The 26,126-nt window shown below is 70.0% G+C and carries 27 protein-coding genes and 1 tRNA gene; 14 read left to right on the forward strand and 14 right to left on the reverse strand.

Going from position 1 to position 26,126, the window contains the following annotated elements:
* Positions 1 to 2 precede the first annotated feature (2 nt).
* Positions 3 to 1,331, reverse strand: a complete 1,329-nt coding sequence (locus tag BJ988_RS10180; RefSeq protein WP_179657881.1) for an SLC13 family permease — start codon at positions 1,329 to 1,331, stop codon at positions 3 to 5.
* A 113-nt stretch (positions 1,332 to 1,444) separates the two neighbouring features.
* Between BJ988_RS10180 and BJ988_RS10185 the strand changes: the two genes are divergently transcribed.
* Together BJ988_RS10185 and BJ988_RS10190 are read left to right on the forward strand one after the other, a co-directional pair.
* Positions 1,445 to 2,143, forward strand: a complete 699-nt coding sequence (locus tag BJ988_RS10185) for a FadR/GntR family transcriptional regulator (RefSeq protein ID WP_179657882.1) — start codon at positions 1,445 to 1,447, stop codon at positions 2,141 to 2,143.
* 22 nt (positions 2,144 to 2,165) lie between these two features.
* On the forward strand, positions 2,166 to 2,927 hold the full coding sequence (locus BJ988_RS10190; RefSeq protein WP_179657883.1) for a sulfite exporter TauE/SafE family protein: 762 nt from the start codon (positions 2,166 to 2,168) through the stop codon (positions 2,925 to 2,927).
* A 20-nt stretch (positions 2,928 to 2,947) separates the two neighbouring features.
* Here the strand turns inward: BJ988_RS10190 and BJ988_RS10195 are convergent, their stop codons facing one another.
* Positions 2,948 to 3,223, reverse strand: coding sequence for a DUF4873 domain-containing protein (locus BJ988_RS10195; protein WP_179657884.1), 276 nt, complete (start codon positions 3,221 to 3,223; stop codon positions 2,948 to 2,950).
* Complete coding sequence (locus BJ988_RS10200) at positions 3,220 to 3,900, reverse strand: TetR/AcrR family transcriptional regulator (protein ID WP_179657885.1); 681 nt, start codon at positions 3,898 to 3,900, stop codon at positions 3,220 to 3,222. The genes BJ988_RS10195 and BJ988_RS10200 overlap by 4 nt, the downstream gene beginning before the upstream one ends.
* A gap of 83 nt (positions 3,901 to 3,983) precedes the next feature.
* On the opposite strand from BJ988_RS10200, the gene BJ988_RS10205 reads away from it, so the two are divergent.
* On the forward strand, positions 3,984 to 4,871 hold the full coding sequence (locus BJ988_RS10205) for an AurF N-oxygenase family protein (protein WP_179657886.1): 888 nt from the start codon (positions 3,984 to 3,986) through the stop codon (positions 4,869 to 4,871).
* 9 nt (positions 4,872 to 4,880) lie between these two features.
* On the opposite strand, the gene BJ988_RS10210 is transcribed toward BJ988_RS10205, so the two are convergent.
* From BJ988_RS10210 to BJ988_RS10225, 4 genes are all read right to left on the reverse strand, one after another.
* Positions 4,881 to 5,129 (reverse strand): TetR-like C-terminal domain-containing protein, encoded by a 249-nt coding sequence (locus tag BJ988_RS10210; protein WP_246321845.1) that lies wholly within the window; start codon positions 5,127 to 5,129, stop codon positions 4,881 to 4,883.
* Positions 5,072 to 5,542, reverse strand: a complete 471-nt coding sequence (locus tag BJ988_RS10215) for a DUF389 domain-containing protein (RefSeq protein ID WP_246321455.1) — start codon at positions 5,540 to 5,542, stop codon at positions 5,072 to 5,074. The genes BJ988_RS10210 and BJ988_RS10215 overlap by 58 nt, the downstream gene beginning before the upstream one ends.
* 72 nt (positions 5,543 to 5,614) lie before the next feature.
* On the reverse strand, positions 5,615 to 6,799 hold the full coding sequence (locus BJ988_RS10220; protein ID WP_179657887.1) for an acyl-CoA dehydrogenase family protein: 1,185 nt from the start codon (positions 6,797 to 6,799) through the stop codon (positions 5,615 to 5,617).
* An 83-nt stretch (positions 6,800 to 6,882) separates the two neighbouring features.
* Positions 6,883 to 8,541, reverse strand: coding sequence for a glycosyl hydrolase family 28-related protein (locus BJ988_RS10225; RefSeq protein WP_179657888.1), 1,659 nt, complete (start codon positions 8,539 to 8,541; stop codon positions 6,883 to 6,885).
* 247 nt (positions 8,542 to 8,788) lie between these two features.
* Here BJ988_RS10225 and BJ988_RS31300 point away from each other — a divergent pair, with 247 nt between their 5' ends.
* The 6 genes from BJ988_RS31300 to BJ988_RS10255 all read left to right on the forward strand — a co-directional run bounded on the left by BJ988_RS31300 (position 8,789) and on the right by BJ988_RS10255 (position 13,767).
* The gene (locus BJ988_RS31300) at positions 8,789 to 9,460 is read left to right on the forward strand and encodes a YceI family protein (protein WP_179657889.1); all 672 of its coding nucleotides are present in this window, start codon (positions 8,789 to 8,791) and stop codon (positions 9,458 to 9,460) included.
* Between the two features lie 40 nt (positions 9,461 to 9,500).
* Entirely contained in the window at positions 9,501 to 10,019 is a 519-nt protein-coding gene (locus BJ988_RS10235) for a sigma-70 family RNA polymerase sigma factor (RefSeq protein WP_179657890.1), read from the forward strand.
* 156 nt (positions 10,020 to 10,175) lie between these two features.
* Entirely contained in the window at positions 10,176 to 10,949 is a 774-nt protein-coding gene (locus BJ988_RS10240) for an anti-sigma factor family protein (protein WP_179657891.1), read from the forward strand.
* Positions 10,950 to 11,056: 107 nt separating this feature from the next.
* On the forward strand, positions 11,057 to 11,920 hold the full coding sequence (locus BJ988_RS10245; RefSeq protein WP_179657892.1) for a hypothetical protein: 864 nt from the start codon (positions 11,057 to 11,059) through the stop codon (positions 11,918 to 11,920).
* Positions 11,921 to 11,929: 9 nt separating this feature from the next.
* Positions 11,930 to 13,081 carry a sensor histidine kinase gene (locus BJ988_RS10250; RefSeq protein ID WP_179657893.1) on the forward strand — a complete coding sequence of 384 codons (1,152 nt, stop codon included), beginning with the start codon at positions 11,930 to 11,932 and terminating at the stop codon, positions 13,079 to 13,081.
* The gene (locus BJ988_RS10255; RefSeq protein WP_179657894.1) at positions 13,078 to 13,767 is read left to right on the forward strand and encodes a response regulator; all 690 of its coding nucleotides are present in this window, start codon (positions 13,078 to 13,080) and stop codon (positions 13,765 to 13,767) included. Before BJ988_RS10250 ends, BJ988_RS10255 begins: the two co-directional genes overlap by 4 nt.
* Before the next feature lie 58 nt (positions 13,768 to 13,825).
* On the opposite strand, the gene BJ988_RS10260 is transcribed toward BJ988_RS10255, so the two are convergent.
* Entirely contained in the window at positions 13,826 to 15,430 is a 1,605-nt protein-coding gene (locus tag BJ988_RS10260) for a GMC family oxidoreductase (RefSeq protein ID WP_179657895.1), read from the reverse strand.
* A 217-nt stretch (positions 15,431 to 15,647) separates the two neighbouring features.
* Entirely contained in the window at positions 15,648 to 16,610 is a 963-nt protein-coding gene (locus tag BJ988_RS10265; RefSeq protein ID WP_218860730.1) for a tyrosine-type recombinase/integrase, read from the reverse strand.
* A gap of 100 nt (positions 16,611 to 16,710) precedes the next feature.
* Here BJ988_RS10265 and BJ988_RS10270 point away from each other — a divergent pair, with 100 nt between their 5' ends.
* The 3 genes from BJ988_RS10270 (at position 16,711) to BJ988_RS10280 (ending at position 18,977) form a co-directional block, all read left to right on the forward strand.
* Complete coding sequence (locus tag BJ988_RS10270; RefSeq protein ID WP_179657896.1) at positions 16,711 to 17,805, forward strand: coiled-coil domain-containing protein; 1,095 nt, start codon at positions 16,711 to 16,713, stop codon at positions 17,803 to 17,805.
* A gap of 59 nt (positions 17,806 to 17,864) precedes the next feature.
* A tRNA-Gly gene (locus BJ988_RS10275) sits at positions 17,865 to 17,940 on the forward strand.
* Between the two features lie 167 nt (positions 17,941 to 18,107).
* Entirely contained in the window at positions 18,108 to 18,977 is an 870-nt protein-coding gene (locus BJ988_RS10280; RefSeq protein WP_179657897.1) for a DnaJ domain-containing protein, read from the forward strand.
* Positions 18,978 to 18,988: 11 nt separating this feature from the next.
* Here the strand turns inward: BJ988_RS10280 and BJ988_RS10285 are convergent, their stop codons facing one another.
* Complete coding sequence (locus BJ988_RS10285) at positions 18,989 to 19,543, reverse strand: 2'-5' RNA ligase family protein (RefSeq protein ID WP_179657898.1); 555 nt, start codon at positions 19,541 to 19,543, stop codon at positions 18,989 to 18,991.
* 66 nt (positions 19,544 to 19,609) lie between these two features.
* On the opposite strand from BJ988_RS10285, the gene BJ988_RS10290 reads away from it, so the two are divergent.
* Positions 19,610 to 20,245, forward strand: a complete 636-nt coding sequence (locus BJ988_RS10290; RefSeq protein WP_343051557.1) for a class I SAM-dependent methyltransferase — start codon at positions 19,610 to 19,612, stop codon at positions 20,243 to 20,245.
* Here the strand turns inward: BJ988_RS10290 and BJ988_RS10295 are convergent.
* From BJ988_RS10295 to BJ988_RS10305, 3 genes are read right to left on the reverse strand one after another with little or no spacing between them, the layout of a single operon-like run.
* Positions 20,222 to 21,328 carry a prenyltransferase gene (locus BJ988_RS10295; RefSeq protein WP_179657899.1) on the reverse strand — a complete coding sequence of 369 codons (1,107 nt, stop codon included), beginning with the start codon at positions 21,326 to 21,328 and terminating at the stop codon, positions 20,222 to 20,224. The genes BJ988_RS10290 and BJ988_RS10295 overlap by 24 nt on opposite strands.
* A 7-nt stretch (positions 21,329 to 21,335) precedes the next feature.
* On the reverse strand, positions 21,336 to 22,103 hold the full coding sequence (locus BJ988_RS10300; RefSeq protein WP_179657900.1) for a methyltransferase domain-containing protein: 768 nt from the start codon (positions 22,101 to 22,103) through the stop codon (positions 21,336 to 21,338).
* 3 nt (positions 22,104 to 22,106) lie between these two features.
* The gene (locus BJ988_RS10305; protein WP_179657901.1) at positions 22,107 to 23,396 is read right to left on the reverse strand and encodes a glycosyltransferase family 4 protein; all 1,290 of its coding nucleotides are present in this window, start codon (positions 23,394 to 23,396) and stop codon (positions 22,107 to 22,109) included.
* A 129-nt stretch (positions 23,397 to 23,525) separates the two neighbouring features.
* Here BJ988_RS10305 and BJ988_RS10310 point away from each other — a divergent pair, with 129 nt between their 5' ends.
* Entirely contained in the window at positions 23,526 to 24,143 is a 618-nt protein-coding gene (locus BJ988_RS10310) for a DUF1707 domain-containing protein (RefSeq protein WP_218860734.1), read from the forward strand.
* Here the strand turns inward: BJ988_RS10310 and BJ988_RS10315 are convergent.
* Positions 24,140 to 26,125 carry a phosphocholine-specific phospholipase C gene (locus tag BJ988_RS10315; protein ID WP_179657902.1) on the reverse strand — a complete coding sequence of 662 codons (1,986 nt, stop codon included), beginning with the start codon at positions 26,123 to 26,125 and terminating at the stop codon, positions 24,140 to 24,142. The genes BJ988_RS10310 and BJ988_RS10315 overlap by 4 nt on opposite strands.
* Position 26,126 lies beyond the last annotated feature (1 nt).

The following is a 26,126-nucleotide window of genomic DNA, read 5'->3' on the forward strand; positions in this document are numbered from 1 at the left end:
CGTCACCACCCCGGGAGGACCAGGGCGGTCCAGACCAGGAGGGGGCCGACGAGCACCACGATGACGCTGTAGCCGAGGATCTGCTTGTAGTAGCGCTCCTCGGTGATGCTCTCGGGACGGTTGGCCAGCATCAACGCACCGTTGGTGGAGAACGGGCTCACATCGACGATCGTCGAGGAGATCGCCAGCGCGGAGATGAACAGGGCCGCCGAGATCCCGCCCTCGGCGATCAGCGGCACCGAGATCGGGATGATGATCGGGAGCAGCGCCGTCGAGGAGGCGAACGCGGAGACCACGCCGCCGACATAGCAGAGGACGAGCGCGCCGATGGCCACGGCGCCCAGGCCTGCGGCCCAGTTGCCCACGAACTCCGGCGATCCGGCGGTGTTGAGGATCGTGGCGTACGTCGAGACACCGGCGACCAGCAGGACGGTCGGCCAGGCGATCTGGCGGATCGCCTCCTTGTGCTGACTCGGGGAGAGAGCCGCCAGGACGGTCGCGGCGGTGATCGAGGCGAAGCCGATGTTCTTGTCGAAGAACAGGGCGACGGCGGCGACGATGACGAAGGCCGCCAGGGTCAGGACCTGCTCGGTGCGGATGCCGGGCTTCGTCCCGGTCGGGGCGACGGTGCCGTAGCCGCGGGCGGGGACGGTGACGCCGCCCTCGTTCAGGCTCTCGGGTACGCCGGCGGCGGCGCTGGCCGCCTCGTCGGGATCGAGCCGCATGCTCATCAGCGCCCGTCCACCAAGGACGAAGAAAAGGATCGTCGCCATGATCAGGTTGACCACCAGGCTGGTCACGAAGACCGTCATCTCGCTGGCCGGCAGGCCGGCGTCAGCCATGACCGAGTTGGTGATCGTGCCGTAGATGCTGATCGGCGAGAAGCCGCCGCCCTGGGCGCCGTGCACGACGAACATACCCATCATCAGCGGGTTGATCTTGTAGCGACCGGCGAACCCGAGCGCCACCGGCCCGATGATCGCGCAGGCCGCCGGGCTCGCGGCCCCCATCGCGGTCAGCAGCGCGGTCACGCCGAACATCACCCACGGGATGAGCGCGACCCTGCCGCCCACCGCACGGACGGCACTGCTGACGATCAGGTCGACCGTGCCGTTGTTCCTCGCGATCGCGAACAGATAGGTGACACCTATCAGCGTCAGGATCAGGTCGGCGCTGACTCCGGCCAGGATCTCCTTCTCGGAGAGGTCCAGCGCGAACATCCCGACCAGCCACGCCGCGACGTAGGCAAGAGCTCCCATGTTGATCGGCAGCAGCGTGCCGGCCACGAACAAGGCGACCAACGCAATGATCGCCACCCATTCCGGTCCCATCCGACTTCCCTTCTGTTGGCCCCCGAAGGACACCGCGACTTGTGACTCGGATCACAGGCGGATCAGTGGCCTAGCCAATAGGACAATCGCGAGAACGTCAATACCCTGTAGCCATGAGTGAGTCCGCGCGCTTTCCACGTCCGCTGCAGCGAACCCGCCTCTATGAGCAGGTCGCGGAGCAGATCACCGCCTGGATCTCGGAGAACGATCTGAAGGCCGGCGATCGGCTGCCGCCGGAGAGGCAGCTCGCCACGAGCCTCGGAGTCAGCCGCGCGACGCTCAGCCAAGCCCTCGTGGCCCTCGAGGTGATCGGTGTCGTCGCGGTGCGGCACGGTGACGGGACGGTCCTGACCGACAAGCCTCGTGCCGAGCGCATCACCGATGCGATCCGGGCCCACGCGGAACGGATCCCCGACGTCATCGAGGCGCGGGACGCCTTGGAGACCAAGCTCGCCGCCCTGGCGGCGCAGCGGCGTACGCAGGAGGACCTCGACCGGATCGAGGCGGCTCTACGGGCGATGGCGGACGACGTCGACGGCGGCGGCCGCGGCGTCCAAGGTGATGAGCTCTTCCATCGCGCGGTCACCGAGGCCGCCCACTCCCCTCTGCTCGAGCAGATGATGTCGGAGATCAGCGAGCTGATCCGCGAGACGCGGATCGAGTCGCTCTCCCAGCCCGATCGCCCCCGGACCTCGCTCGCAGGTCACCGGAGGATCGCCGACGCGATCGCCTCGGGTGATGCCGAAGCCGCCGCGGCCGCCATGCACGGGCACGTCATGCTGGTCAGCGACGTCGCTCTCCTCCGCGACTGATGAGCGCGCGTAAGCGAGCGGCATGACGTGGCTGGACCAGCTCGTGGTGCTCGCCGCGGGCCTGGGTGCCGGCATCCTCACCTCCACGGTGGGGGTCGCGTCGCTGCTCAGCTTTCCCGTGCTGGTCGCGGTGGGCCTGCCGCCGGTCGTGGCCAACACCTCCAACACGGTCGGGATGACGCCGGCCGGGCTCAGCGGCTCCTTCGGCTACCGGCGCGAGCTGGCCGAGCATCCGGGGGTGACCGTCGCCGTGCTGATCACCGCAGGCTGCGGCAGCGTCGCCGGATCATTGCTCCTGCTGTGGCTGCCGGGATCCGTCTTCGAGGCGGTCGTGCCGTGGCTGATCCTGGGCACCTGCGTACTCGTCGGGGTGCAGCCTCGGTTGAGCCGGTTCCTGCGCCAGCACGCCACCGACACCGAGCCGCGGGTGCGGGTCTCCGGGCCGACCGCGGTGTTCGCGACGCTGACCGGCGCCTACGGCGGCTACTTCGGCGCCGGCTCCGGGGTGATGATGATGGCCGTGCTCGGCTTCGGGACCGACCTGGAGTTCCGCACCGTCAACGCGCTCAAGACGTTCGCGGTGATGGCCTCGAACGTGGTCGCGACCGTCATCTTCGTGGCGATCGCCGACCTCGACTGGCTGGCGGTCGGTCTGCTCGCCGCAGGCTCGGTCGTGGGCGGGTACGTCGGGGCGCGCATCGGTCGCCGGCTCCCGGCCGCCGTGCTGCGCTCGATGATCGTCGTCGTCGGGATCGGCGCGGCGACGTTCATGCTGGTGCACTGATCCACGGCGGGCCGGTCTGGTCAGAACGGCGGCTTACCGGTCCCCGAGAGCCGGAACCGCCCCCACGGGTCGATGTCGGAGAGCCGCCCTTCGGCTTCGCCGTGGGTGGTGCGGACGGTGACGGTCTGGCCGTTGCGTACGCCTTCGAGGGCTGTGCCGACCCGGCCGTACCAATGGAAGCGGCCGTCGATCGGCTGGAAGGCGCCGCGGAGGGCGACGTCGACCTCCCAGACGCCGTGCTCGGACTCGAGGCGGGCGTTGCCGTCGTAGAGGTGCTGCGGCTCGTGCGTGCTCATGAACGGCCCTTTCGGAGCGGGGTGACGATCTCGGGTCGGTCCAGGGCGCTCAGGTCGACGCCGTACTCGGCGGTGGTGCCCGCCAGCGCGTGCCAGACGAGCTCGCTGAGATAGCGGGTGAACGCGGCGCGCGACATGGTGCGTCGCTCGAGCCACCACTGGCCCGCGGACTCGCCGATCCCGACGAAGCTGTGCGCCCACGGCTCGGCGCCGGCCGCGTCGACTCCGAGGCGGCCGAAGGTGTCGACGAGCAGGCGCGTGAAGGTCGCAGCGATGAGCTGCTTGCCGTCGGCGAGCGGGTCGGTGCCGCCGGTGTGCTGGCGCACCAGGAGCAGATAGACGTTGGGATGCTCGGCGATGGTCTCGACGTACGCAGCGACGCCGGCCTCGACCCGCTGGCGGGTCGGCGCGGGAGCGAGCACGGCCTCGACCACGGCGTCGAGGATCTGCCCCGCCGCCCACATCCCCACCGCGCCGTGCAGCTCGGCCTTGTCAGCGAAGTAGCGGTAGAGCACCGGCTTGCTGACCCCGGCCTCGGCGGCGATGTCGGCGATCGAGACCTCCGCGCCGGCGGAGTCGACCGCCCGTACGGCGGCGGCGACCAGCTCCGCCCGTCTCGCCTCGCGGTGGGAGTCCCAGCGTGAGGACCGGCCGTCGTCCTTGACCTTCCGTGTCATGTCCTGCACTCTAGCAACTACCCGTAACTCTAGGTAACACATAATTCGGAAGCGCAGCGCTGAGCTGCTCAGTGGGGAGAAGAATGACCATCGCCGACCCGACCGCCGACCGGCTCCTGCGTTCCACGGCGCGCCAGTCCTACGACCCGGAGGTGGACCTCGACTGGGAGGCCGCGCCCGTCGAGGGGCTGTGGTGGATGCAGCCCGAGCGCGTCTCCCTCTACGGCACCCCGACCTGGGACCGACTCAGCATCGAGCAGCAGATCGAGCTCTCCCGGCACGAGGTCGCCAGCATCATGAGCGTCGGCCTGTGGTTCGAGGTGCTGCTGATGCAGCTCCTGCTTCGTGAGGTCTACGGGGCGGATCCGCGCACGGCACGGACGCAATACGCGTTGACCGAGATCGGCGACGAGACCCGCCACTCAGTGATGTTCGGCCGGGCGATCGCGGCGATGGGGGCACCGGCGTACGGCCCGCGGCCTGCTGTTCTCCGCGTCGGGAAGCTCGCCCCGCTGCTGCACGGGCCCAGCGTCTTCTCCGCGACCCTGGTCGGCGAGGAGCCGCTCGACCGGTGGCAGCGAGAGCTGATGAAGGACGAGCGCTGCCAGCCGCTGACCCGCATGGCTTCCCGCATCCACGTCACCGAGGAGGCGCGCCACGTCACCTTCGCCCGGGAGGAGCTCGCCGCGGCGATGTCGCAGAAGATCGGGCGCACGCAGCTCCGGCTGCACCAGAACCTCACCGCTCGAGCCGCGTATGTGATGGCCCGCTCGCTGGTCCACCCGGACTGCTACGCGGCCGTCGGCCTCGACCCGATGGAGGCACGCCGCGAGGCGCTCGGCAACGAGCACCACCGCGCCACCCTGGCCTGGATGGGCGAGAAGATGATGCCCTACCTCATCGAGCACGGGATGGTCTCGGAGAAGGACCGCAAGATCTGGCGGGCCTCGTTCCTGGTGCCGCGCGACTGACGGGACTCCTCAGAGCGCGGCGAGACGGTCGACGATGAGGTCGACCCGCTGCTCGGCGTCCTCCGGCAGCAGCCGCCCCGACCGAGTCAGCGTCGCCACGCCGTGCAGGGACGCCCAGAACACCTCGGTGAACAGCTCCGGCGCGACGCCATCGCCGGCAACATCGCCCAAAGTCTCCATCAGCGCCGTGAAGGCATCCTTCAGCGGCTCCGGAGTGTCCTCCTGTGCGTACGCCAGGCCGCCGTCGAGCTGGAACAGAGCGTCGTAGACCGCCGGGTTGCGCTCGGCGAAGTCGAGATAGGCGCGGGCGAGGGAGGCGACGCGCTCCCTCGGGGTGGTCGCGGCACCGTCAGCCCGATCACGAACCCGATGAGGATGACCGCAGCCGCGGCGCCGATCACCAGGGCGATGTTGGTCGCCAGCTGTCGGCGATCGGCGAGGACGAGCGCCAGCGCCGTGCCCAGGATCGGTGTCATCAGCGGGGCCACGATCATGGCGCCGATGACGGTCGCGGTGGAGTCGGCGACCACGCCGGCGGCGGCGATGACGCCGGCGAGCACGAGCAGCACCCAGAACGCCGTGAGGTTGCGCCGACGGTCGCCCACCGTCAGGAACAGACGTTCGGTGATGCGCGCGACGTCAGCCGTCAAAACGGCCAGAGCTCCTGTCATGCACGAAGGATCGGTGGCATACGGCCGCCGCGGCTCCCCCGGAGCAGGTGAGCTTCAGGGGAGCTTGGTGCGTCAGCGGAAGGCGGACTCCCCCGTCAGCGCCTGGCCGATGATGAGCTGGTGGACCTCGCTGGTGCCTTCGTACGTCAGGACCGACTCGAGGTTGTTGGCGTGGCGCATGATCGGGTACTCGAGAGTCACGCCGGCGGCCGCGAGGATGGTGCGGCACTCGCGGGCGATCGCGATCGCCTCACGGACGTTGTTGAGCTTGCCGAGCGAGATCTGCTCGGGGCGGAGGGTGCCCTCGTCCTTCAGGCGCCCCAGCTGCAGCGCGAGGAGCATCGACTTGCCGAGCTCGAGGGTCATGTCGGCGAGCTTGGTCTGGGTGATCTGGTAGCCGGCCAGCGGCTTGTCGTAGATCTCCCGGGAGGCGGCGTACGCGATGGCTGACTCGAGGCAGTCGCGGGCCGCGCCGACGGCGCCGAAGACGATGCCGAACCGGGCCTCGTTGAGACACGACAGCGGGCCCTTCAAGCCCCTGACCTCGGGGAACGCGGCGGAGGCCGGGAGGCGTACCTCGTCCAGGACGATCTCGCCGGTGACCGAGGCACGCAGCGACAGCTTCTGCTTGATCACCGGTGCGGAGAAGCCAGGGGTGTCGGTGGGGACGACGAAGCCGCGGATCCCCTTGCCGTCGGCCGCCTCGTCGGTCTGGGCCCACACCACCGCGACGTCGGCGACCGGTGCGTTGGTGATCCACATCTTGGTGCCGGAGAGAACCCAGTCGCCCGAGGCATCACGCCGGGCGCGCGTGCGCATCCCGGCCGGGTTGGAGCCGAAGTCGGGCTCGGTCAGCCCGAAGCAGCCGATCGCCTCCCCGGCGGCCATCCGCGGCAGCCACTCCTGCTTCTGCTCCTCGCTCCCCCACTTCCAGATCGCGAACATCGCCAGTGAGCCCTGCACGGAGACCAGCGAGCGGATCCCGGAGTCGGCCGCCTCGAGCTCCATGCAGGCCAGCCCGTACGCGGTGGCGCTGGTGCCCGCGCAGCCGTAGCCCTCCAGGTGCATCCCGAGGACGCCCAGCCTGCCGAGCTCGGGGGCGAGCTCACGGACCGGGACCTCACCGGCCTCGAACCAGTCGGCGAGGTGAGGCTTGACCTCCTTCTCCACGAAGGCCCTCACCGTGTCGCGGATCGCGCGGTCCTCCTCGCCGATGAGGGCCTCGGTGCCGAACAGCTCGAGCGGGGTCTGGGGCATGGGAGTCTCCTTGGGGGGTCGGTCTGGCCGCTGCCGATTGTGTCACCCGTCAGGAGAACGCGTTCGAGCCGTTCGCCCCAGGCTCAGCGCTCGGTACGCTGCCGGTGGCGGAGCTGGGCCAGGTACAGGTTCTTCGGCAGCACCGTCGCGTCCAGGGAGTCGGTGACCGAGCCCAGCGGCCCGGAGAAGTCGCGCGCGTGGTTGGTCGGTCCGGTGGTCCCGGTGACCCCCACCACGGCGCTGTACGGCGCGTTCTCCTCGATCCGGATGCCGTGCGAGCGGCCGTTGGTCACCTCGATGTTCCAGTGGGTGAAGCGGGCTCCCCAGTTGGGTCCCGCGTCGCCGGCGCCGCCGGTGTTCCCGTCGTTGTTGATGGTGATCGCGGTGCGTACCGCGTCGGTGGGGATGAGCTTGTGCGAGTCGAGGGTGCCGTTGGCCATGGTGCCGCCGGCCCACACGTTGCCGGAGGACCATCCCTCGACGTTGAGACCGTGCTGGGTGGGCCCGGCGATCTCGAAGTCGGCGACGAGGTTGTCGTGGGACTGCACGCGGCACATGAAGGGGTGGTGGCCGCGGCGCCCTGAGACGCGGGCGCCGACGATGGAGACGTTCTTGGTGGCGACCAGGCCGAAGGCGTTGTCGGCGTGCTCGACGTGGACGTCGCGCGCCCAGCAGTCGATGGCCGACTGGAAGCACGGCCCGTTGAAGCCGGGCTCGACGTTGTGCTGAGGCGTGGGGACCTCGCGCATCCGCATGGTCAGGCTCTCGATGCCAGCATTGCGGATCGCCGGTCCCAGGGTCGTCAGCGTCGGTTCCCACTCGGGGCGCAGCTCCACCCGCAGCGGCTGTGCCAGGGTGATCCGGCCATCATGGACGGCGGTCACCTCGACCGGCCAGCGGTAGTGCTCGAAGTTGGGCGCGCCGGTCCAGTCGCTGATCTCGGGACGCATCCGTCGGCCTTTGGTCTCCCAGAGATAGTCGTCGGCCCCGGAGATGTCCCCGCACAGGTGCTTCAGCAGGCTGTTGTCTGGCAGGTTGCGCAGCGTCAGCAGCACGGTGTCACCGGCGTGCAGCCCGGTGGTGTCGGCGACCTGGAGCTCGCGGTCGCCGCGGGCGGCCGGAGCGAGGGTGGTCAGCGTCTCGTTGTCCATCCAGCCCTCGTTGCCGACGAAGCCCGCCTCGCGCAGCGACGCCAGTCGGCGACGTGGCACGAACCAGATCTGACCGCCCATCCAGCTCCACTGGCTGATCGAGCCGCGGCGGTTGAGCATGTAGCCGTCGTCCAGCGAGTTCTCGCAGTAGATGACGGTCTCCTCGGGGCTCTCCCCGCGGATGACCACCCCGGAGTCGTGCACGGGGATCATTCCGGTGGTGCGGTAGGTGCCCGCCGGAAGCAGTACGACGCCCCCGCCCGCCGCCCCCGCGGCCGTGACGGCCCGCCGAAGAGCGTCGGTGTCGTCGGCCCGGCCGTCGCCGCGCGCGCCGTACCGCTTGACGTTGGCGACCACCCGCGGTTGGGGGATTCGTCGGTCCCCGCGGCCGTAGCCGGCGTAGGAGACGTTGGGGATCTGCGGGTGGGTGTCGGGGGCGGCGAGGTACTCCTGCCACAGTGCGGCGCCGCCCGACGTGGACATCCCCGTCGCGCCGCGCGTCGCCGCCTGGGCTTTGGTGGTGGGCAGAAGTGCGGCGCCGGCTGTGAGTCCACCGAGGGCGAGCAGGTTGCGGCGGTCGAGGTGGGGCATGCGGGCGCCTCTCAGAGGTCGGCACCGGCCATCGCGGCGCCGTGGGATCGGACGGTCGGAGGCTATGGCTGTGACGTACCTCACGCAATGCCGTTCGCGGGCCGGAGTCGGCTCAACAGGGCTCTGACGAGCATCGGTTCCACTTGGGCATGGAGCGATACCCGTCCTCGATTGAACCGTTCGCCTCACCGCTCCGTAGTACGGGTGAGTGCCGGCATCGGGTCGGCCTCCAGCGAGAGGAAACGGCGTGCGGACACGTACGAAAGCAGCAATCGGGGCCGGTGCGGCAGTCGTCGTGGTCGGAGGCGTCGTGGCGATCTTCGGGCCCGGCTGGTACGCCGACCGGGCCGAGGACGCGGCTGCGGACGAGCCCAGCCTCAGCGCGTCGGCGGCGCCCGCTGACGAAGCCGACAGCACCGGAACCTGGACCGTCTCGGACGGCTCCTACGCCGGCTACCGCCTCGACGAGGTGCTCCGGGGCGAGGACGTCACCGTCACCGGTCGAACCGAGGACGTGACCGGCGATGTCACCGTCGCCGACGGCGAGGTCACCGAGGCGAGCATCGAGGTGAAGGTCGCCACGATCGCCACCGACTCCGAGAACCGTGACGGCTACTTCCGCGAGAACGCGATCGAGGCCGACCAGTTCCCGACCGCCACGTTCGAGCTGACCGAGCCCGCCGCCCTCGAGGAGGGTGCGACCGAGGTCGAGCTGGTCGGCGACCTCACCGTCCACGGCGAGACGAGGCCGGTGACCGTGGACGCCGAGGTCGGCGGCGACGGTGCCAGCGCCCTCCAGGTCGTCGGCAGCGTGCCGGTCACCTTCGCAGACTTCGGCATCGAGGCCCCGAACCTCGGCTTCGTGAGCGTCGAGGACACCGGCAGCATCGAGTTCTCGCTCGAGCTGGTCAAGGGCTGAACCGGGACTCTGGGATCCTGGGTTCGTGCGAGGAGACGACATGGGTGCGGAGGACGAGCTGCTCGTAGCGGTGCACGACGCCCATTCGGAGGCTCTCTACCGCTACGTCGTACGCCGCACCGGCGACGCCGAGGAGGCACGCGACGTGGTGCAGGAGACGCTGCTGCGCGCCTGGCGCAATCCGGCTGTGCTGCAGCGTCCCGACGACGGCGTCCGCGCCTGGCTGTTCACCACCGCCCGCAACCTGGTCATCGACGACCTGCGCAGCGCGCGCCGGAAGCGGGAGTACGCCGCGGAGTCCTTGCCCGAGCAGAGCCGGACCGACCAGGCCGAGGCCGACCAGACCCAGGCGGTGCTCGACTCCTGGATCGTCGCCGACGCCCTGCTCGCGCTCTCCTCCGACCATCGTGCGGTGGTGGTCGGGGCCTACTACGGCGGCCGGTCGGTCGCGGAGCTCGCCACCGAGCTCGACATCCCACCCGGCACCGTCAAGTCTCGGCTGCACTACGGCCTGCGAGCCCTGCGTCTCGCCCTGCAAGAGAAGGGGGTCACCTCATGAGTGAGCGCCAGCGAACGACCATAGGATTCGGGCCGCCACGTCCGTACTATCGCGCTTGCGCTACGGAGGTGGCGGCATGAGTGAGCGCCAGCGAACGACCATGGGATTCGGGCCGCCACGTCCGTACTATTGCGCTTGCGCTACGGAGGTGGCGGCATGAACGACGACCTGGACGCCTCGACACACGAGACGTTCGCCGACTGGGACGCCTCCTACGTGCTCGGAGCGCTGAGCCCGAGCGACCGGCGGGCCTACGAACGGCACCTGACCGGCTGTGGCGTGTGCCGCGACGCCGTCGCCGAGCTCGCCGGGATGCCCGGACTGCTCGGGGCGCTCTCGCGCGGGGAGGCCGAGGAGCTGCTCGAGGACCCCACCGCAGAGGTCGCGGCGCCGCCGCTGGCTGACCTGGCCGGAGCCGTACGCAGGTCACGACGGCGTCGCCGGGCGTTCGCCGTCGCGGCCGCGGCCGTGCTCCTCGCCAGTGGCACGGCCATCGGTGGACTGCTGCTCGACGGTGACGAGACCCGCCAGCCGACCGCCGGCCCCTCGGCCTCGGCAACGCCTTCGGGCTCTGCCGGCGCTAACGTACGCACCGTCGACCTGCGACCGGTGGGCAGCGTGGACATGTGGGCTCAGCTCGTGGTCACCCCGACTTCGTGGGGCACCAAGCTCAACTGGAGCTGCCACTACCCACCCAAGCCGGGGCAGAGCCCGCCGGCGCGGTCGGACTATCAGGATGAGCCGGTGACGTACGACCTGGTCCTGGTCGGCCGGGACGGCTCGCGCACGGTCGCCGGGTCGTGGACCTGGTCGGGCGGAGAGACGCTCGGGCTGGACGCCTCCTCCGCGGTGCCGATCGCCGATGTCGAGCGGGTCGAGATCACCCTCGTCGGCGAGGACACCGCGGTCGCGGCGGCGTCGTTGACCTGAGCGCGGCCGGCCGCCGGCCCGTCGCGTTCTTGCGATAGGCCGAAATGCCTACAGAACATGGCCGCGCGACAGACGCGCCATGAGCGCCGGACCGCGAGGCTGGCGACATGTCCATCACCAAGACGCCGTACAGCACCCCCACGCCCGCACGCATAGCCCGCTCTCGCGGAATCGTGACCGTCGCCTGCACGGTCACGGTCGCCTTGGCGGTCATCGCCTCGACGAGGGGCGAGGTGATGACCTACACGGCCGGGTTCGCACCTGCCTGGGTAGCCGTCGTCGCGTGTGCCCTGGGCCTGGTCGGTGTCGCGCTGCCGGCCGGGCACTCGGCCTCGGCCGCGATCTCCTGGACCGGCGTGACCCTGCTCAGCTGGTCGGCCGCCGGACTGGTCTTCGACATCTTCCGCGCTGCAGCCGTCCTCGGCGTCCCCGGGCTTCCACCGATGGTGGACTGGCTCGGGCTCTCCGTGCGGGCCATGGCGCTCACGTCCGGGGTCCTGCTGACGGCAACGACCCTGCGGCGGGTCGACCGGCTGCGCCGCCCCGGACGCGCCTGGGTCATTGCCGCCTGGCTGTGCGCGGCGCCATACCCGCTGCTCAAGGCGTACTGGTGGGGCGGCGGAGACCTGGGTTCGGAGGCGATCGGGCACACGGGCTCCTTTCCATACGGCGAGGTCGTCGTCTTCGCGCTGGCCGCGGTATGGGCCACTGCGCTCGCGGCACCGGTGCCCGCGTCGCTTCCCCGCACGCTCCTCGTCGCAGGTGGCTGGTTCGCCGCGGCTGCCCTGCTCAACCTCGGCGCGCTGGCAGCATTCGGAACCCTGGCCGACGTGCTCGGGATCGTCGACGGACCGATCTCCTTCCACGACGGCCGTTGGGTCGTGACTCCGGTGTACGCCTCGTGGCTGGCGCTGGGCATCGTCCTGGGCCGCCTCAGCCTGGCCGGCCCGCCTGCGCGCCGACGCCGCTAGCCTGTCCCCATGTCGCTGCCGCTTCGGAGGAGCCTCGATCACACGGCTCTGCTGCTCGGCATTCCCGTTCTCGCCCTGTCGGTGTTCGTCGCCGCCGTCTCGCTGCCCGCGAGCGGTGCCGCCGTGGTCTGCGCTGCGTCGGTCGTGGCACACCTCGCACTTGCGCTCAGACTGTCCCGGCCACGTCTCTCCTTCGCCACGGTGGCCGCCTGCATCGGCGTACTGGCCCTGACCAGCGGCTTGTTCATCGTGGTGCCGTCCGTGCTGACGTTCCCCGTCGCCCTGTACGCGGTGACAGCCCACGGCAGTCGGCTGGACGGAATGGCAGCCGCGGGGGTCGGGGTCCTCGGCGCGGTCTTCGGCACGTGGCGGTTCGTCACCGATGCGAGCGTCCGAGCGGAGGGGCTCGAGCCACACGCGGGCTTCGTACTGGTGACCCTCCTCTCCGTCGTCGCGGCAACCTGGGCCCTGGGGCAGCGGACCCGTGGCGACATCGCCCGAGCGAAGGCCGACGAACAGCGGGCGACGGAACGGGTCTCCGCGGCGGCACGCGACGAGCGGACCAGGATCGCCATCGAGATGCACGATGTCGTGGCTCATTCGCTCGCGGTGATCGTGAGCCAGGCACGCGGTGCCCAGTACACCGACCGCTCCGACTGGCAGGTGCCGATCGACACCCTGTCGACGATCGAGAGAACCGGCCGCGAGGCGCTCAGCGAGATGCGCGGCATCCTCGGCCTGCTGCGCGACGGTGGCCGGGACGGTGACCTGGCCCCCGTACCGGCTCTCGGTGACCTGCCCGAGCTGGTCACCCGCTTCCCGTCCGCTCGACTCACCGTCGTCGGGACACCACAACCGTTGTCGCCGGCCCGCGAGCTGGCGGTCTACAGAGCTGCCCAGGAGTCGCTCACCAACGTCCTCAAGCACTCGGGCCACGGGGCGGCTGCCGAGGTCACGCTCACGTGGGCGCCCGCCCGGCTGGTCCTGGAGGTGACGGACGACGGGGACGGGGTGACCACCGACGACGGCGCGGCCGGTCTCGGTCTTTCCGGGATGCGTTACCGGGTGGAGGCGCTCGGTGGGACGGCAGTTGCCGGGCCGAAGCGGGCGGGAGGATTTGCCGTGACCGTGTCGCTGCCGACCGAGGAGGAGGACCGGTGACCATCAGGGTCTTCATCGTCGATGACCAGGAGCTCGTACGTGCGGGCTGTGAGATGGTGATCGCCGCCCAGCCGGACATGGAGGTGGTGGGTACCGCCGGTGACGGCGCGACTGCCTTGGAGCGGCTGGCCGTCACACGTGCCGACGTCGTGCTCATGGACATCCGCATGCCACGAGTCGATGGTGTGGAAGCGACCCGGCGGCTGCGGGCTCGAAGTGACCAGCCCCGGGTGCTGGTCCTCACCACGTTCGACTTCGACGAGTACGTCGTCGCAGCGCTGGCGGCCGGTGCCAGTGGCTTCCTGGTCAAGGACGCTCCCGCCGACGAGCTCCTCAGGGCGATCCGATCGGTGGCCGGTGGGGACGCCGCACTGTCTCCGTCTAGCACCCGGCGGCTGATCGAGCACGTCGCGAGCGACCTGCTCCCGTTCGACCCCGACCAGGGACCGCTCGTTCGGTTGACCGAGCGTGAACGGGATGTGTTCTGGGCGCTCGTCCGAGGTCGTTCGAACGCCGAGATCGCCACTGAGCTGCACCTGGCCCAAGGCACCGTCAAGCTCCACGTCGGCAGAATCCTGACCAAGCTGGAGCTCGAGGATCGTGTGCAGGTCGTGATCTTCGCCTACGAGAACCGCCTCGTCCGTGCGGGCCGGCCGCTGGCCGGAGAGTCCGACCAGCAGGCCTGAGTCCGGCCGCAGCTAGGAATCGGTCATGCGCCTAGTGTGACCTGAGTCAGGGGTGGGTTCAAAGGGTCCGCTGAGGCGCCCGGTCGGTCGCGATGAGCTCGGCGGCGCGCTCGCCGATGAGGATCGACGGTGCGTTGGTGTGGCCGCGCACGATCCTGGGCATGATCGAGGCGTCGGCGACGCGGAGGCCCTCGACGCCGCGTACGCGCAGCCGGGGGTCGACCACGCTGGCCTCGTCCGTGCCCATCCGGCAGGTGCCGGTGGGATGGTAGAGGGTGTGCGCGTGGCGCTCCAGGATCGCGTCGGCGACCTCCTCCGCGGTCGAGTCGGTCGGGACGTCGGGGCGCAGGAACCTGCCGAGGATCGGTTTGAGCGAGGGCTGGGAGGCGATCTCCAGAGCCACCCGGACGCCCTCGACCATCGCGGCGCGGTCCCTGCCCTCGGGGTCGGAGAGGTAGCGCGGGTCGATGACCGCCTTGGCGGACGGGTCGGTGGAAGCGAGCGTGATCCGGCCGCGGCTGGCCGGGTCGACGAGGATGGGACCGGCGACGACCCCCTCACCTTGGAAGGCGATCAGGCCCTCATCGAAGAACCCGGCGGGGGCGAAGATCATCTCGATGTCGGGGGCGTCCAGGTCCGGGCGCGAGCGGAGGAAGCCGTACGCCTCCCCGACGTTCGAGGTGAGCATCCCGCGCCTGCGCAGCAGGTAGTCGGCCAGCTGCCGCAGCGACTCCGCGGTCGCCAGCGACCCGGTCTCGACCTCCCAGCCGATACCGGCGACGAGATGGTCGGCGAGGTTCTCCCCCACCTCCTTCGCGTCATGGACGACGTCGATGCCGAAGCCCTTCAGCTGGGCGGCCGGCCCGATCCCGGAGAGCATCAGCAGCTGCGGGGTGTTGATCGCGCCGCCGGAGAGGATCACCTCACGGCGGGCGGTGATCGTCGTCCGCTGGCCGTCGACGACGGCCTCGACCCCGGTCGCCCGACTGCCGTCGAAGGTCACCCGGGAGACCTGGGCACCGGTGACCACTCTCAGGTTGGCGCGCTTGGCGGCGGGCTTGAGGTAGGCGGCGGCCGTGCTCCACCGGGCTCCCCTGCGCTGGGTGACCATGGTCTCGACGAACGCCTCGGGGTTGGGGCCGTTGGCCCGCCCGCGCGGGTAGCCAGCCTGCTCGGCGGCCTGCAGGAACGACTCGGTGCAGGCACGCGGGCTTCGCTGCCGCTCGACGCGGACCGGGCCGCCGATACCGTCCAGAGCGGTGGCGTCCTCGACGTCCTCGAGCCGTGCGTACGTCTTCTTGACGGCATCCCAGCCCCACTCGGGTCCGGCGGCCGCGCCCCATTCCTCGTAGTCGGCCTGGAAGCCCTTGACCCACATCATCGCGTTCATCGAGGAGCAGCCACCGAGCATCCGGCCGCGTGGCCAGTAGATCCTCCGGCCGCCGAGCTCGGGCTGTGGCTCGGTGGAGTAGTCCCAGTCGTGCTCGGTCTGGAAGAGCTTCGAGAACGCGGCCGGAATGTGGATGTTCATACCCTTGTCGCGCTGCCCGGCCTCCAGCAGAGTCACCTGGACCCCCGGGTCCTCGCTGAGCCGCGCCGCGAGCACGGCGCCCGCCGATCCGGCCCCCACCACCACGTAGTCGCTGGTCAGTTCCTGGCTCATACCGGATCTCCTTCGTCGACGGTGACGGGCCTAGCGGGCCTACGGTCGCAGAGGTGAGGTTGGAGAAGGGTTGAGCCCGCGATGGTCAGCTCGGCGCCGAGAGGTCACCTTCTGACGCCGAGAAGTCACTATTTGGCGGCGAGGAGTCAGTTCTACTGGCCTCTTGGTCAGAAACTGACATCTCGCGGTCAGAAACTGACGTTTCGGGGTGGGTGGGTCAGTCGGCGAGGAAGGCACCCAGGGCGTACGCGGGGTGGCGGTCCAGGTTGTGCCGGCCGCGGTCGTAGCGGCGGGTGGTGCGGGGGTCGGCGTGACCGGCGGCGTCCTGGACGTCCTCGAGAGGTACGCCGGCCTCGCGGGCCAGGGTGACGAAGGTGTGGCGGAGGCTGTGCGGAGAGAGCTTGTCGCCGTGCTCGACGCCGGCGGCGGCGCCGAGGCGGCGGATGAGACGGAAGGCCTCGGAGCGGTGCCAGCGGTTGCCGGTGCTCGTGACGAAGACCGGGCCATCGACTCGGGCGTCGAGGTAGCTGTCGAGCGCCTGTGACGTCGCCGGGTTGAGGACGACGTCGCGGCGAGCGCCGCCCTTGCGGGTGATGGTCAGGATGCGGTGGCCGCGGGAGTGGCTGAGATCGGTCACGTCGGCGCCGAGAGCCTCGGAGATGCGCAGGCCGTCGTGGAGCAGAAGGGTCACGAGCGCCGCGGCGCGGCTGGAGTGCTCGCGTGCGGCGGCGAGGAACGCCCGTGCCTCTCCCCTGTCCATGCCCAGCGTCTGGGAGTCGTTGCTTGTCTTGGGGCGCTTGATGTGCTCGGCCGGCGATGTGGTCAGGGCGCCCTCGGCCACGCCGTATCGGTAGAAGCCGGCGATCGCGGAGAGCCGCCGGGCGATCGTTGCCGGGCTGCGCCGCGTCTCCAGGTGGCGGGCATAGCCGTCGACCATCGCACGGTTGGCGGCGAGCGGGTCGATCTCCAACGCCGCGCACCAGCTGAACCAGTCGGCGAGGTCTCTTCCGTACGCCGCGCGGGTGTGCCCTGCGTAGGAGAGCAGGAACCTGCGGGCGAGGGCCTCGGCACGTTTTCCTCGGGGCAGCTCCCCGAGGTCGTCGAGGAACAGCTCTCTGACGGATTCCGTCACCGCCAGGTCTGTGGAGGGGGTCTGCGGATCGTTCTCGAGCGTGCTCACGGCACACATCATAATGCCAGTTATGTTGTGTGTCTCCTCGGGATCTCATTTTGACGGCTTTCCGTTTTCGTTACGTCTTTCGTCACGTTATGCTGACGTAATGACGGAAACGATTGCTGTCGATGAGAAGCGCTGTCGCTTCCCCGGCTGTCCTCTGCCCGCGGCGGTGCCGGAGAACGGAAGCGGCCGGCCGCCGGAGTACTGCGACGATCCCGCCCACAACCGCGCCGCAGCCTGGCGCGAGCGGAAGCGCCTGCAGCGGCTCGTCGCGGAGAGGCCGTTCGAAGAGACCGCACGGCCCGTCCAAGCCGCCCAGCAGCGGGCCGCGGAGATCACCACCCAGCTGACCCAGCTCGCCGACAGGTTTCTCGACCAGCTCCCGAAGGCGCTGGAGGAGCTGCGTACGCTCGGCGACCTGACCGCTGCCGAGGCCCAGATCGCCACCGTCCAGAGCGAGGCGCAGGAGCAGATCGCCGCAGCGAGCGCTCAAGCGGTGCGGGCCGAGCAAGCCCGGCGTGCGGCCGAGGCCGAACGGGACGAGGCGGATGCCGCCGCCGCGGAGGCATCGGAGGAGGCCGAACGCTCGGCCGAGATCCTGGGAGAGGCGCTGGCCGCCACGGCCGCGGCCGAGGAGTCACGCCAGACCGCGCAGACTGCCCTCGAGACAGTCGAGTCCGAGGCGGGGTCCGCCGCCGTGCGGGCCGCCGAGACGGTCGCCGCGCTGGAGAGCCGGCTCGCAGAAGTGACCTCCGAGCGAACAATCCTGACCGAGAACCTCGAGAAGGCACGCGCCGAGCACGCCGCAGCCGTGCAACGCCGCCGGAGCGAGACCGCGCGCGCCGACCACGCCGAGAAGGAGATGGCGCGGCTGCAGGAGCAGCTGGTCGCGGAGAAGAAGGCCGCCGAGAAGGCAGCGGCCGGCGCGGAGACGACGACTGCCGGGCTGCGTACGCAGCGTGACACCGCGCTCGAGCAGGTCGACGCCCTTCGGGACCGGCTCGCCGACCTCCGCGGCAGCGAGGCCGCGGCGAAGGCGGATCGCGACGCCACCCGGGCCGAGCTCGAACGTGAGCGCGCCCACGCGAGCGAGCGGCTCGAGGACCTGAAGGCGGCCCACCGAGCCCAGTTCGCGCAGCTGATGGAGCAGATCGAGCGACGTACGCCGTCGACCGATCTTCCCGAGGAACCTTCGTGACACGCAGGGGCCCCAGTTGGAGGTACACGGGCCACATCCGCTAATGTTTCTTCTCGCAAGCGGACGTAGCTCAGTTGGTAGAGCGCAACCTTGCCAAGGTTGAGGTCGCGAGTTCGAGCCTCGTCGTCCGCTCCACTCGAGGGCCGCCCGATCGGGCGGCCCTCGATCAATTTCCCGTGGCGAAACCAGCATCTCGCCGCGACTGCTCTAGGATTTCACTGCTCTGGGATTCTTGGGCACCGGGTGCGGACGTCCCCGGGGGCGAGGCCGACAACCGAAGGACTGTGCGTGGGGGGCGTTGAATGAGCGGCAAGTTCATCGACGCCTACGCCGTGCTCCAGGTCGCCCCGGACGCGGACGACGCGGCCGTGCGAGCCCGCCACCGAGAGCTGGCCAAGCAGTTCCACCCGGACCGTGGCGGCCGGGCAGCTGACGGCGAGCTGATGATGCGCATCAACCGGGCGCGTGACGTTCTGCTCGATCCGGCCGCGAGGGCGACGCTCGACGAGGAGCTCGCCAGGCGCCGCCGCAAGCCCACTCCCTCGAAGCCCGGAGGGAAGGCACCCGAAGGCGCCCCAGGCCCAACATCACTGAGCCGCGACCGGCGTTGGCGAGCCCAGTGGGGCAGCGACACTCCCGTTGCAACGCCGCCACCCGACAGCACTTCCCAGGGCCCCGTGCCACCGCGGCCCGCTCGCGTGCGGCCCTCGGCCAGCCGGCTGCGTCAGACCACCCGCCAGGCTCGCTCGGCGAACCCGGCGCTCTCCCCTCGCCAGCGGCCGGTCGCACCGAAGCCACCGCCAGCGGCGACGGAACCGCCTCGTCCTCAGCAGGCCGGCTCGCCGACTGCAGGCGCGCAGGGTGTGCCGCCCCAGCCTGTGGCTCCCCAGCAGGCGAGCCCACCGCCCGCGACTCAGGCGGCAGACAAGTCCGGAAACGCTTGGTCGCTCTACTCCGCGCCGCTCGACGGCGTCTCGGTCGCATCGCTGCTCGCCAGCGTGCTGCTGTGTGGCCCGCTCGGTTTCATCCTCGGCATCATCGGCCTGGCCCGCACCGCCGATGAGAAGCGTCGCGGTCGCTGGGCCGCGGTCGCCGGCATCGCCATCAGCAGCCTCACGATGTTGGTCGCCATCGGCTACGTGATGCAGGCGATATCCGCGTCGGCCCCCTGACGCGGCTCAGCTCATCGCTCGGCCGGCAGCGGCGCCCCACCCAGTGACCACTCGGCGATCAGCCGGCAGCCGTGGTTGGCGTACCACTGCAGGCTGATCCGGTCGGCACGGCACCGCGCCGGCAGCACGGGGGCGAGCGACTTACGTGTCGACTCGAGGTCCGCTCCCCCGGCGACGTGGTCGACGGTCAGGTGTGGCACCGGCTCGAATCGCCCTCCATAGGGTGGGCACTGCGGGAACGCGGCAGTCAGCTCGGCGGTGAGGGCCGCGAACGGCGCGGCCGGCTCCGGAGCCAGATGGATGTTGCCGCCGGCGGACATCTCGACCGCGGCGAGGTCATAGGTCCAGGGCGAGGCGGCCTCCGTGATCTTCGCGACCCGCTCCAGATCGCTCGCCGACGGCTCCGCCAGGAAGGGCGCCAACAGGGTGATGTGCGCATGGACGAATGCGGGATCGGCCGAAACGAACGAGTCGTCGTAGTGTCGCGTCCGCTCCAGGACGTACGTCTCCAGCTCCGGCACCGGCACGACCAGCACCGAGTGCCCCGCCGGTGCGCGTCTCGTCATGGGTTGGATTCTCATCGATGGCAGACCCCGGGCGCGAACCGGCCTCGGCTGGGCTAGGGTTCCGGGGTGCCCGGACCCGAGATGCCCCCTGACCTGCTGAAGCACGCCCTCGACGCGACGGGGTTCATGCCTCCCGAGGAAGGCCAGGCGCTGTTCGCGTACGCCGTGGAGCGGCTGCCCCACGGGCCGGCGGTGGAGATCGGCACCTACTGCGGGAAGTCGTCGGTCTATCTGGGCGCGGCGGCGAGGCTGACCGGCGGCACGGTGTTCACCGTCGACCACCACCATGGCAGCGAGGAGAACCAGGCGGGCTGGGAGCACCACGACACCGGCCTGGTCGACCCGGCCACCGGGCGGCTGGACACGCTGCCGACGTTCCGGCGCACCATCGAGCGGGCCGGTCTCGAGGACGAGGTGGTCGCAGTGATCGGCGCGTCGACGACCGTGAGCCGGTGGTGGACGACCCCGGTCTCGTTCCTCTTCATCGACGGCGGCCACGGCGTCGAGCCCGCGCAGCTGGACTACCGCGGCTGGGCCCCGAAGGTGATGCCCGGTGGCCTGCTGCTGGTCCACGACGTGTTCCCGGACCCCGCCGACGGCGGCCGGCCGCCGTACGAGGAGATCTACCTTCCCGCGCTCGCCTCGAAGCAGTTCGAGGAGATCAACGCCGTCGGATCGCTACGCGTGCTGCGACGCCTCTGACGTCTCGCACCCACACTCGAGCGCCAGCTCGTCGAACGGAGCGGCGAGCGAGGTGCCGCGCATGATCCCGGAGCCGGCGGTGGCTGCGCCGTAGCGCTCCCCCAGTGCGTCCGCGGCCAGGATGACGGCGGCGGCGGTGAAGGTGGAGTGCTCCTCGGGCCAGAACGCGTTGGGGTTCGGGTTGGGGTAGTCCGGCGACTCGTAGACCCAGCCGGTCCAGTAGCCGCCGTCGGCCGCGCGCATGTGCTGCATCTCCGTCAGCAGGCGGAGGGCACGGCGGTGGTCGCCGATGTTGTCCAGCGCCATCGCCAGCTCGCACGTCTCCGCGCCGGTGACCCACGGGTTGGTGTCGACGCAGAGGGCGCCGAGGCCGGGGCGTACGAAGTGGTCCCAGCGCGACTCGATCAGGTCGTGCCCGGCGTCGCCGACCGCGGCTCCCCCGAGGACCGGGTAGTACCAGTCCATGGAGTGGTGGGATTTGTCCTCGAACGAGTCGCGGTGGTGGCGCAGCGCGTGGCCGAGCCGGCCGCCGACGATCTCCCACTCCGGCTGCGGGTCGTCCATCAGGTCGGCGAGAGCGACGCCGGCACGCAGCGACTGGTAGATCGAGGACGAGCCGGTGAGCAGGGCGAACGGATCCCGCGGCGTCCAGCCGATGCCGCCGAAGGGCAACTGCAGCCCGACCACGAAGTCGAGCCCCGCACGTACGGAGGGCCACAGCCGCTCCACGAACGCCCGGTCACGCCGGATCAGCCAGTGGTGCCAGAGCCCGACCGCGAAGTAGGCCGACATGTTCGACTCACCGACCGTCTCGACCGCCGTGCCGTCGACGATCTTCATCGGCCACGAGCCGTCGGCGTTCTGCAGAGACGGGATCCAGTCGTACGCAGCCTCGGCCTCCGCCACCAGGCCACCGACGAGCAGGCCCATGGCCGCCTCGACATGGTTCCAGATGTCGGTGTGCTGGCCGGGCACCCACGGGATCGCGCCCGACGGCTCCTGGGCGCGGGCGATCGACTCGGCCGTGGCGACGATCTGGGCAGGGGTCAGCACCCCGTCGACGTACGGGATCTCGAAACTCATCCGAGGATCAATCGGTCGTCGTGGGGTCGGAGGCGACGCGGCTCGGCTTGCGGAAGTAGAGGACCATGCTCTTGCCGATCACCGGGTCTAGGACCTTCCCGGCCAGCCGCAGCGGCAGCGGGTTCTTCATGATCTCCCAGACGAGGATCTGGTGATAGGCCTTGACCAGGACGTTCTTGTCGTTCTCGACGCCGACGGCCGACTTCAGCCACCAGTAGGGCGCGTGCAGGCCGTGGGCGTAGGACTTGCCCTCGAAGACCATCGCCTCGCCGGGGGTGCCGTCGTTGGGGCGGCCGGCCTTGGTGACCTTGTCGATGAGCTCGTGGTCGGTGTAGATGCGGATGTGGCCGCCGGTGGTGTTGTGGTAGTCCTCGGAGAGCTTCCAGTTGACGACCTCGGGCAGCCAGCGCGGGACCGAGATGGCGAGGGTGCCGCCGGGGCGGAGCACCCGGACGAGCTCCTTGATGGCGTCGACGTCGCGGTGGATGTGCTCGAGCACCTCGGCTGCGACGATCCGGTCGAACTCGCCGTCGGCGAACGGCAGCGAGAGCGCGTCGCCCTCCTTGACCTCCGCGTTCGCGCCTTCGGGGACTTCCTCACGCATCGCGAAGAACCAGTCGCTGACCTTAGTGAGCTCCTCGGCGTCCTGGTCGAACGCGATCACGTCGGCGCCGCGGCGGTACATCTCGAAGGCGTGCCGGCCACCACCGGCACCCATGTCGAGCACGCGCTCCCCCGGCTGCAGGCCAAGGCGGTCGAAGTCAACGGTGAGCACGGCTCACTTCCTCTCATCGGTGGACGGGCTTGTCGAGACCGTCGGGCTTGTCGAACCGAACTCGTCGATGGCCTGCTGGTAGAGCGCCGTCATCCGCTCGGCGACGGCGTGCCAGGAGAAGTGCTCCTCGACCCGGGTGCGCCCGGCGGCCGAGTAGCGAGCCCGCCGCTCGGGGTCGTCGAGCAGTGCCGCGATGGCCTGCTCTAGCTCCTCGGTGTCACCCGGGGTGACCTGGGCGGCACACAGGTCGTCGGGGCCGACGACCTCGGGGATCGCGCCGGCGCGGGAGACGACGAGCGGGGTGCCGCACGCCATCAGCTCGGCGGTGGGCAGCGAGAATCCCTCGTAGAGCGAGGGCACGCAGGCGATCTCCGCGGAGCCCATCAGCTCGACGAGCTCGGAGTCGGAGATGCCGTTGACGAAACGTACGTGGTCCTCGATCGCGAGCTTCTCGATGAGCTGCTCGGTGGGACCGCCCTTCTTGGGCTTGGAGACCAGGACCAGCTCCAGGTCACGTTCGGTACGCAGCTTGGCGAAGGCCTCGAGCAGGAACGCGATGCCCTTCAGCGGGGCGTCGGCGCTGGCCATGGCCAGGATCCGGCCACGGACGCGGGGTGCGGTGGGCGGGACGAACTCCTCCGGGACACCCAGGTGCACGGTCTGCGCCCGGTCCGAGGGGACACCGAAGTCGGTGAGGATGTCGCGCTTGGAGTTGTCCGACGGCGTGATGACGTGCCGCAGCTGCGCGGCGACCTTCGCCTGCATCTTCACGAACGAGTACCAGCGCCAGACGCCGAACTTCTTCCGCCAGCCCTGCGCGCTCTTCATCTCGATGCGCTGGTCGAAGGAGATCGGGTGGTGGATGGTGGTCACCAGCGGCAGTCCGAGCTCGGGCTCGATCCGCAGCAGCGGCGTGGCCAGCGTCTGGTTGTCGTGGACGATGTCGAAGTCGCCCTCGCGCTCGGCCAGCACCTTGAGGACGCGCTTGGCGAAGGTCAGCGGCTCGGGGAAGGCGCCGGTGCGCATGCGCGCCCACTCCTCGATGTCGACCAGGTCGCGGATCTCGGAGAGCTTCGGGTTGCCGAACGGGTTCGGCTCCTCGTAGAGGCCCAGGCTCGGCACCTTGGTGAGGGTGACGCCCTCTCCCTCGAGGTCGAGATCGGGGTACGGCTGTCCGGAGAACACCTCGACGGTGTGACCGAGCTTGGCCAGCTCCCGACTCAGATGGCGGATATAGACGCCTTGACCGCCGACGTGCGGCTTGCTGCGATACGACAGCAGAGCGATCCGCATCCGCCACCTCCCTCGAATACTAGGCAGAGCAAAACTAGAACGTGTTCTATACTAGCAGGTAGCCTGCGCCAGTCACTCTAATGCAGCCGCTTCAGCACACCGTGTCCGGTTGGCGTCTAGGCTGGCGGTGTGGAGGGTTTCTGGACGCGGTTCCGTCTCGACCCGAGACTGGCCGACAACGCACGTATGCGCGCTTCCGATGCCGATCGCGAGGTCGTCCGCAGCGTTCTCACCGACGCCTTCGCCGACGGCCGGCTGACCCGCGAGGAGCACGAGGAGCGGGTCAGCAGCCTGCTGGAGACCCGTACGCTCGGAGAGCTCCCCGGGCTCGTGGACGATCTCGTGGTGGTCGAGCCGGTCGTCGAGGAGGCCGGGGCGAACCTGCCTGCGACGCGCGACTTCCGCGAACAGGGTGCGGCTGCCTACCGCAAGGAGCTGCAGGAGGCGGTCGCCACCTTCTTGATGGTCAGCCTCATCACCTGGGGCATCTGGCTGTTCACCTCCGCGCCCGACGGGCATCCCTGGCCGGTCTACCCGATGCTCTTCCTGATCGTGAACCTGGTCGGCACCGGCGTACGCCGCGAGGCGATCGTCCAGCGTGAGGTGAACCGCCTCGAGAAGAAGGCCGCCAAGAAGGCGGCGAAGAAGGCGGCCAAGGCCGAGATCGAGGCCGCCTCCGAGGATTCTGCCCCGATCCTCGAGCCGCCGGGCCAGTCCGAGAAGGACCGGCCCGGCGATCCGTCCTAAGCGCCCAGCTGCGGGTCGCTCACCGAGGGACGTCCGTTCTCCAGGTGGCCGGCGAACCCGCGTACCCATGTGGTGCCCGGGACCGTGAGGGTCAGGTCGTACCAGCCTCCGGTGGCGCGGGTGTCGACGTGGCGGGAGCGGATCCTGCCGGCGTAGGCACTGGTGATATCGGCTTCGCCGGGCGCGTTCACGGCGAGTCGCTGCGAGCGGCCCTCGCGCCGCAGGTTGGCGGGGGCGGGGTCGGCGCCCGCGGTGCCGGCGTAGGAGCGGAAGAAGCCGTTCGGACCGTGCAGGTGGATCTCGTAGTCGCCGCTGACCGGCCAGCGCACCGAGATGGTGGCGCCGGCGCCGACCGTGTAGCTGTGCGGCGCCCCCTCCGGAGCGAGCAGCCGAGCCTGGAAGTGAGCGCCGACGCTGCCTGCGTTGTGGATCTCGACAGCGATCTCGCCGACGGCGGCCGTCTCGACGACTTCGAGCCGATAGGGCGTCGGGCGAGCCGGACGGGTGCCTCGCTCCTGCGTCGGCATCGTCCCGGTGGCCGGTGCTTCCGGGGCGTAGTCCGGGTGGCGCTCGCGGTCGGCGGGTTCCCATCCGCTCGTGTCGGGGAGCGCAGGCGGCTCGGAGGTGCGGGAGAAGTCGAAGGCCGAGGTCAGGTCGCCACACACGGCGCGGCGCCATGGCGTGATGTTGGGCTCGGCGACACCGAAGCGCTTCTCCATGAATCGCAGGATCGAGGTGTGGTCGAAGGTCTCCGACGAGACCCAGCCACCGACGCTCCACGGGGAGACGACGAACATCGGCACCCTCGGCCCCAACCCGTAGTGGCCGTCACCGTGAGAGCCGGTGTAGAGCTCGTGCTCGGTCAAGACCGTCGACTCCCCCGGCACCAGCGGGCTGTTGATGTGCGGCGGCACCAAGTGGTCGAAGAAACCGTCGTTCTCGTCGTAGGTGATGAACAGCGCAGTCTTCGACCACACCTCAGGGTTCGAGGTGAGCGCGTCGAGGACCTTGGAGATGTACCAGGCGCCGTAGTTGGTCGGCCAGTTCGAGTGCTCGGAGAAGGCTTCCGGTGCTGCGATCCAGCTCACCGAGGGCAGGTTGTCGGCCTCGACGTCGGCGCGCAGGATCTCGAAGTAGTCCTGCCCGTCGACCGCGCGGGTGCCGGTGCGGGCCTTCTCGAAGAGCGGGTCGCCGGACTGGGCGTCCTGGAACCGGTTGAAGTAGAGCAGCGAGTTGTCGCCATAGTTGCCGATGTAGGCGTCCTTGGTCCAGCCCCACCAGTTGTCACCCTCGGCGTTGAGGCCGTTGCCCTCGTCCTGGTAGACCTTCCAGCTCACCCCGGCGGCCTCGAGCCGCTCGGCGTAGGTGGTCCAGTCGTAGCCGGCCTCGTCGTTGTAGAGCACCGGCCCGCCGCCCTTGCCGTCGTTGCCGGTCCAGCCCGAGAGCATGTAGTAGCGGTTGGGGTCGGTGTTGCCGATGAAGGAGCAGTAGTAGGCGTCGCACACCGTGAACGCGTCGGCCAGCGCGAAGTGGAAGGCCGCGTCCTGTCGCTGGAGGTACGCCATCGTGGTGGTGCCCTTGGCCGGCACCCACTGGTCGTAGCGACCGCCGTTGATCGCCTGCTGGCCGTCGGTCCAGCTGTGCGGGAGGCCCTCGAGGAACGCGGCACCCAGGTCGTCTACCTCGGGGTGGAACGGGAGCAGCTCGCCGTCGCCGTTCGGCTGGTGCCATACCGGCTTGCCCGAGGGCAGGATCGCCGGGTGCGGGTCGCCGAAGCCGCGTACGCCGCGCAGGGTGCCCAGGTAGTGCTCGAAGCTGCGGTTCTCCTGCATCAGGACGACCACGTGCTCGATGTCGCGGATGGTGCCGGTCCGGCGGGCTGCGGGGATGGAGGCGGCGCGCGCGATGCTCTGGTCGAGCATGGTCAGCGCAGCTGCGCCGCCGGCGAGACCGAGGAACCTACGACGATCGATGTCAACCACA

The organism is Nocardioides panzhihuensis (genome assembly GCF_013408335.1).
Classification (GTDB): Bacteria; Actinomycetota; Actinomycetes; order Propionibacteriales; family Nocardioidaceae; genus Nocardioides; species Nocardioides panzhihuensis.

Bases quoted from the DNA above. Each gene is read 5' to 3' on its own strand.
- BJ988_RS10180 (WP_179657881.1), bottom strand. From the start codon at position 1,331: ATGGGACCGGAATGGGTGGCGATCATTGCGTTGGTCGCCTTGTTCGTG.
- BJ988_RS10185 (WP_179657882.1), top strand. From the start codon at position 1,445: ATGAGTGAGTCCGCGCGCTTTCCACGTCCGCTGCAGCGAACCCGCCTC.
- BJ988_RS10190 (WP_179657883.1), top strand. From the start codon at position 2,166: ATGACGTGGCTGGACCAGCTCGTGGTGCTCGCCGCGGGCCTGGGTGCC.
- BJ988_RS10195 (WP_179657884.1), bottom strand. From the start codon at position 3,223: ATGAGCACGCACGAGCCGCAGCACCTCTACGACGGCAACGCCCGCCTC.
- BJ988_RS10200 (WP_179657885.1), bottom strand. From the start codon at position 3,900: ATGACACGGAAGGTCAAGGACGACGGCCGGTCCTCACGCTGGGACTCC.
- BJ988_RS10205 (WP_179657886.1), top strand. From the start codon at position 3,984: ATGACCATCGCCGACCCGACCGCCGACCGGCTCCTGCGTTCCACGGCG.
- BJ988_RS10215 (WP_246321455.1), bottom strand. From the start codon at position 5,542: ATGACAGGAGCTCTGGCCGTTTTGACGGCTGACGTCGCGCGCATCACC.
- BJ988_RS10220 (WP_179657887.1), bottom strand. From the start codon at position 6,799: ATGCCCCAGACCCCGCTCGAGCTGTTCGGCACCGAGGCCCTCATCGGC.
- BJ988_RS10225 (WP_179657888.1), bottom strand. From the start codon at position 8,541: ATGCCCCACCTCGACCGCCGCAACCTGCTCGCCCTCGGTGGACTCACA.
- BJ988_RS10235 (WP_179657890.1), top strand. From the start codon at position 9,501: ATGGGTGCGGAGGACGAGCTGCTCGTAGCGGTGCACGACGCCCATTCG.
- BJ988_RS10240 (WP_179657891.1), top strand. From the start codon at position 10,176: ATGAACGACGACCTGGACGCCTCGACACACGAGACGTTCGCCGACTGG.
- BJ988_RS10245 (WP_179657892.1), top strand. From the start codon at position 11,057: ATGTCCATCACCAAGACGCCGTACAGCACCCCCACGCCCGCACGCATA.
- BJ988_RS10250 (WP_179657893.1), top strand. From the start codon at position 11,930: ATGTCGCTGCCGCTTCGGAGGAGCCTCGATCACACGGCTCTGCTGCTC.
- BJ988_RS10260 (WP_179657895.1), bottom strand. From the start codon at position 15,430: ATGAGCCAGGAACTGACCAGCGACTACGTGGTGGTGGGGGCCGGATCG.
- BJ988_RS10270 (WP_179657896.1), top strand. From the start codon at position 16,711: ATGACGGAAACGATTGCTGTCGATGAGAAGCGCTGTCGCTTCCCCGGC.
- BJ988_RS10280 (WP_179657897.1), top strand. From the start codon at position 18,108: ATGAGCGGCAAGTTCATCGACGCCTACGCCGTGCTCCAGGTCGCCCCG.
- BJ988_RS10285 (WP_179657898.1), bottom strand. From the start codon at position 19,543: ATGACGAGACGCGCACCGGCGGGGCACTCGGTGCTGGTCGTGCCGGTG.
- BJ988_RS10295 (WP_179657899.1), bottom strand. From the start codon at position 21,328: ATGAGTTTCGAGATCCCGTACGTCGACGGGGTGCTGACCCCTGCCCAG.
- BJ988_RS10305 (WP_179657901.1), bottom strand. From the start codon at position 23,396: ATGCGGATCGCTCTGCTGTCGTATCGCAGCAAGCCGCACGTCGGCGGT.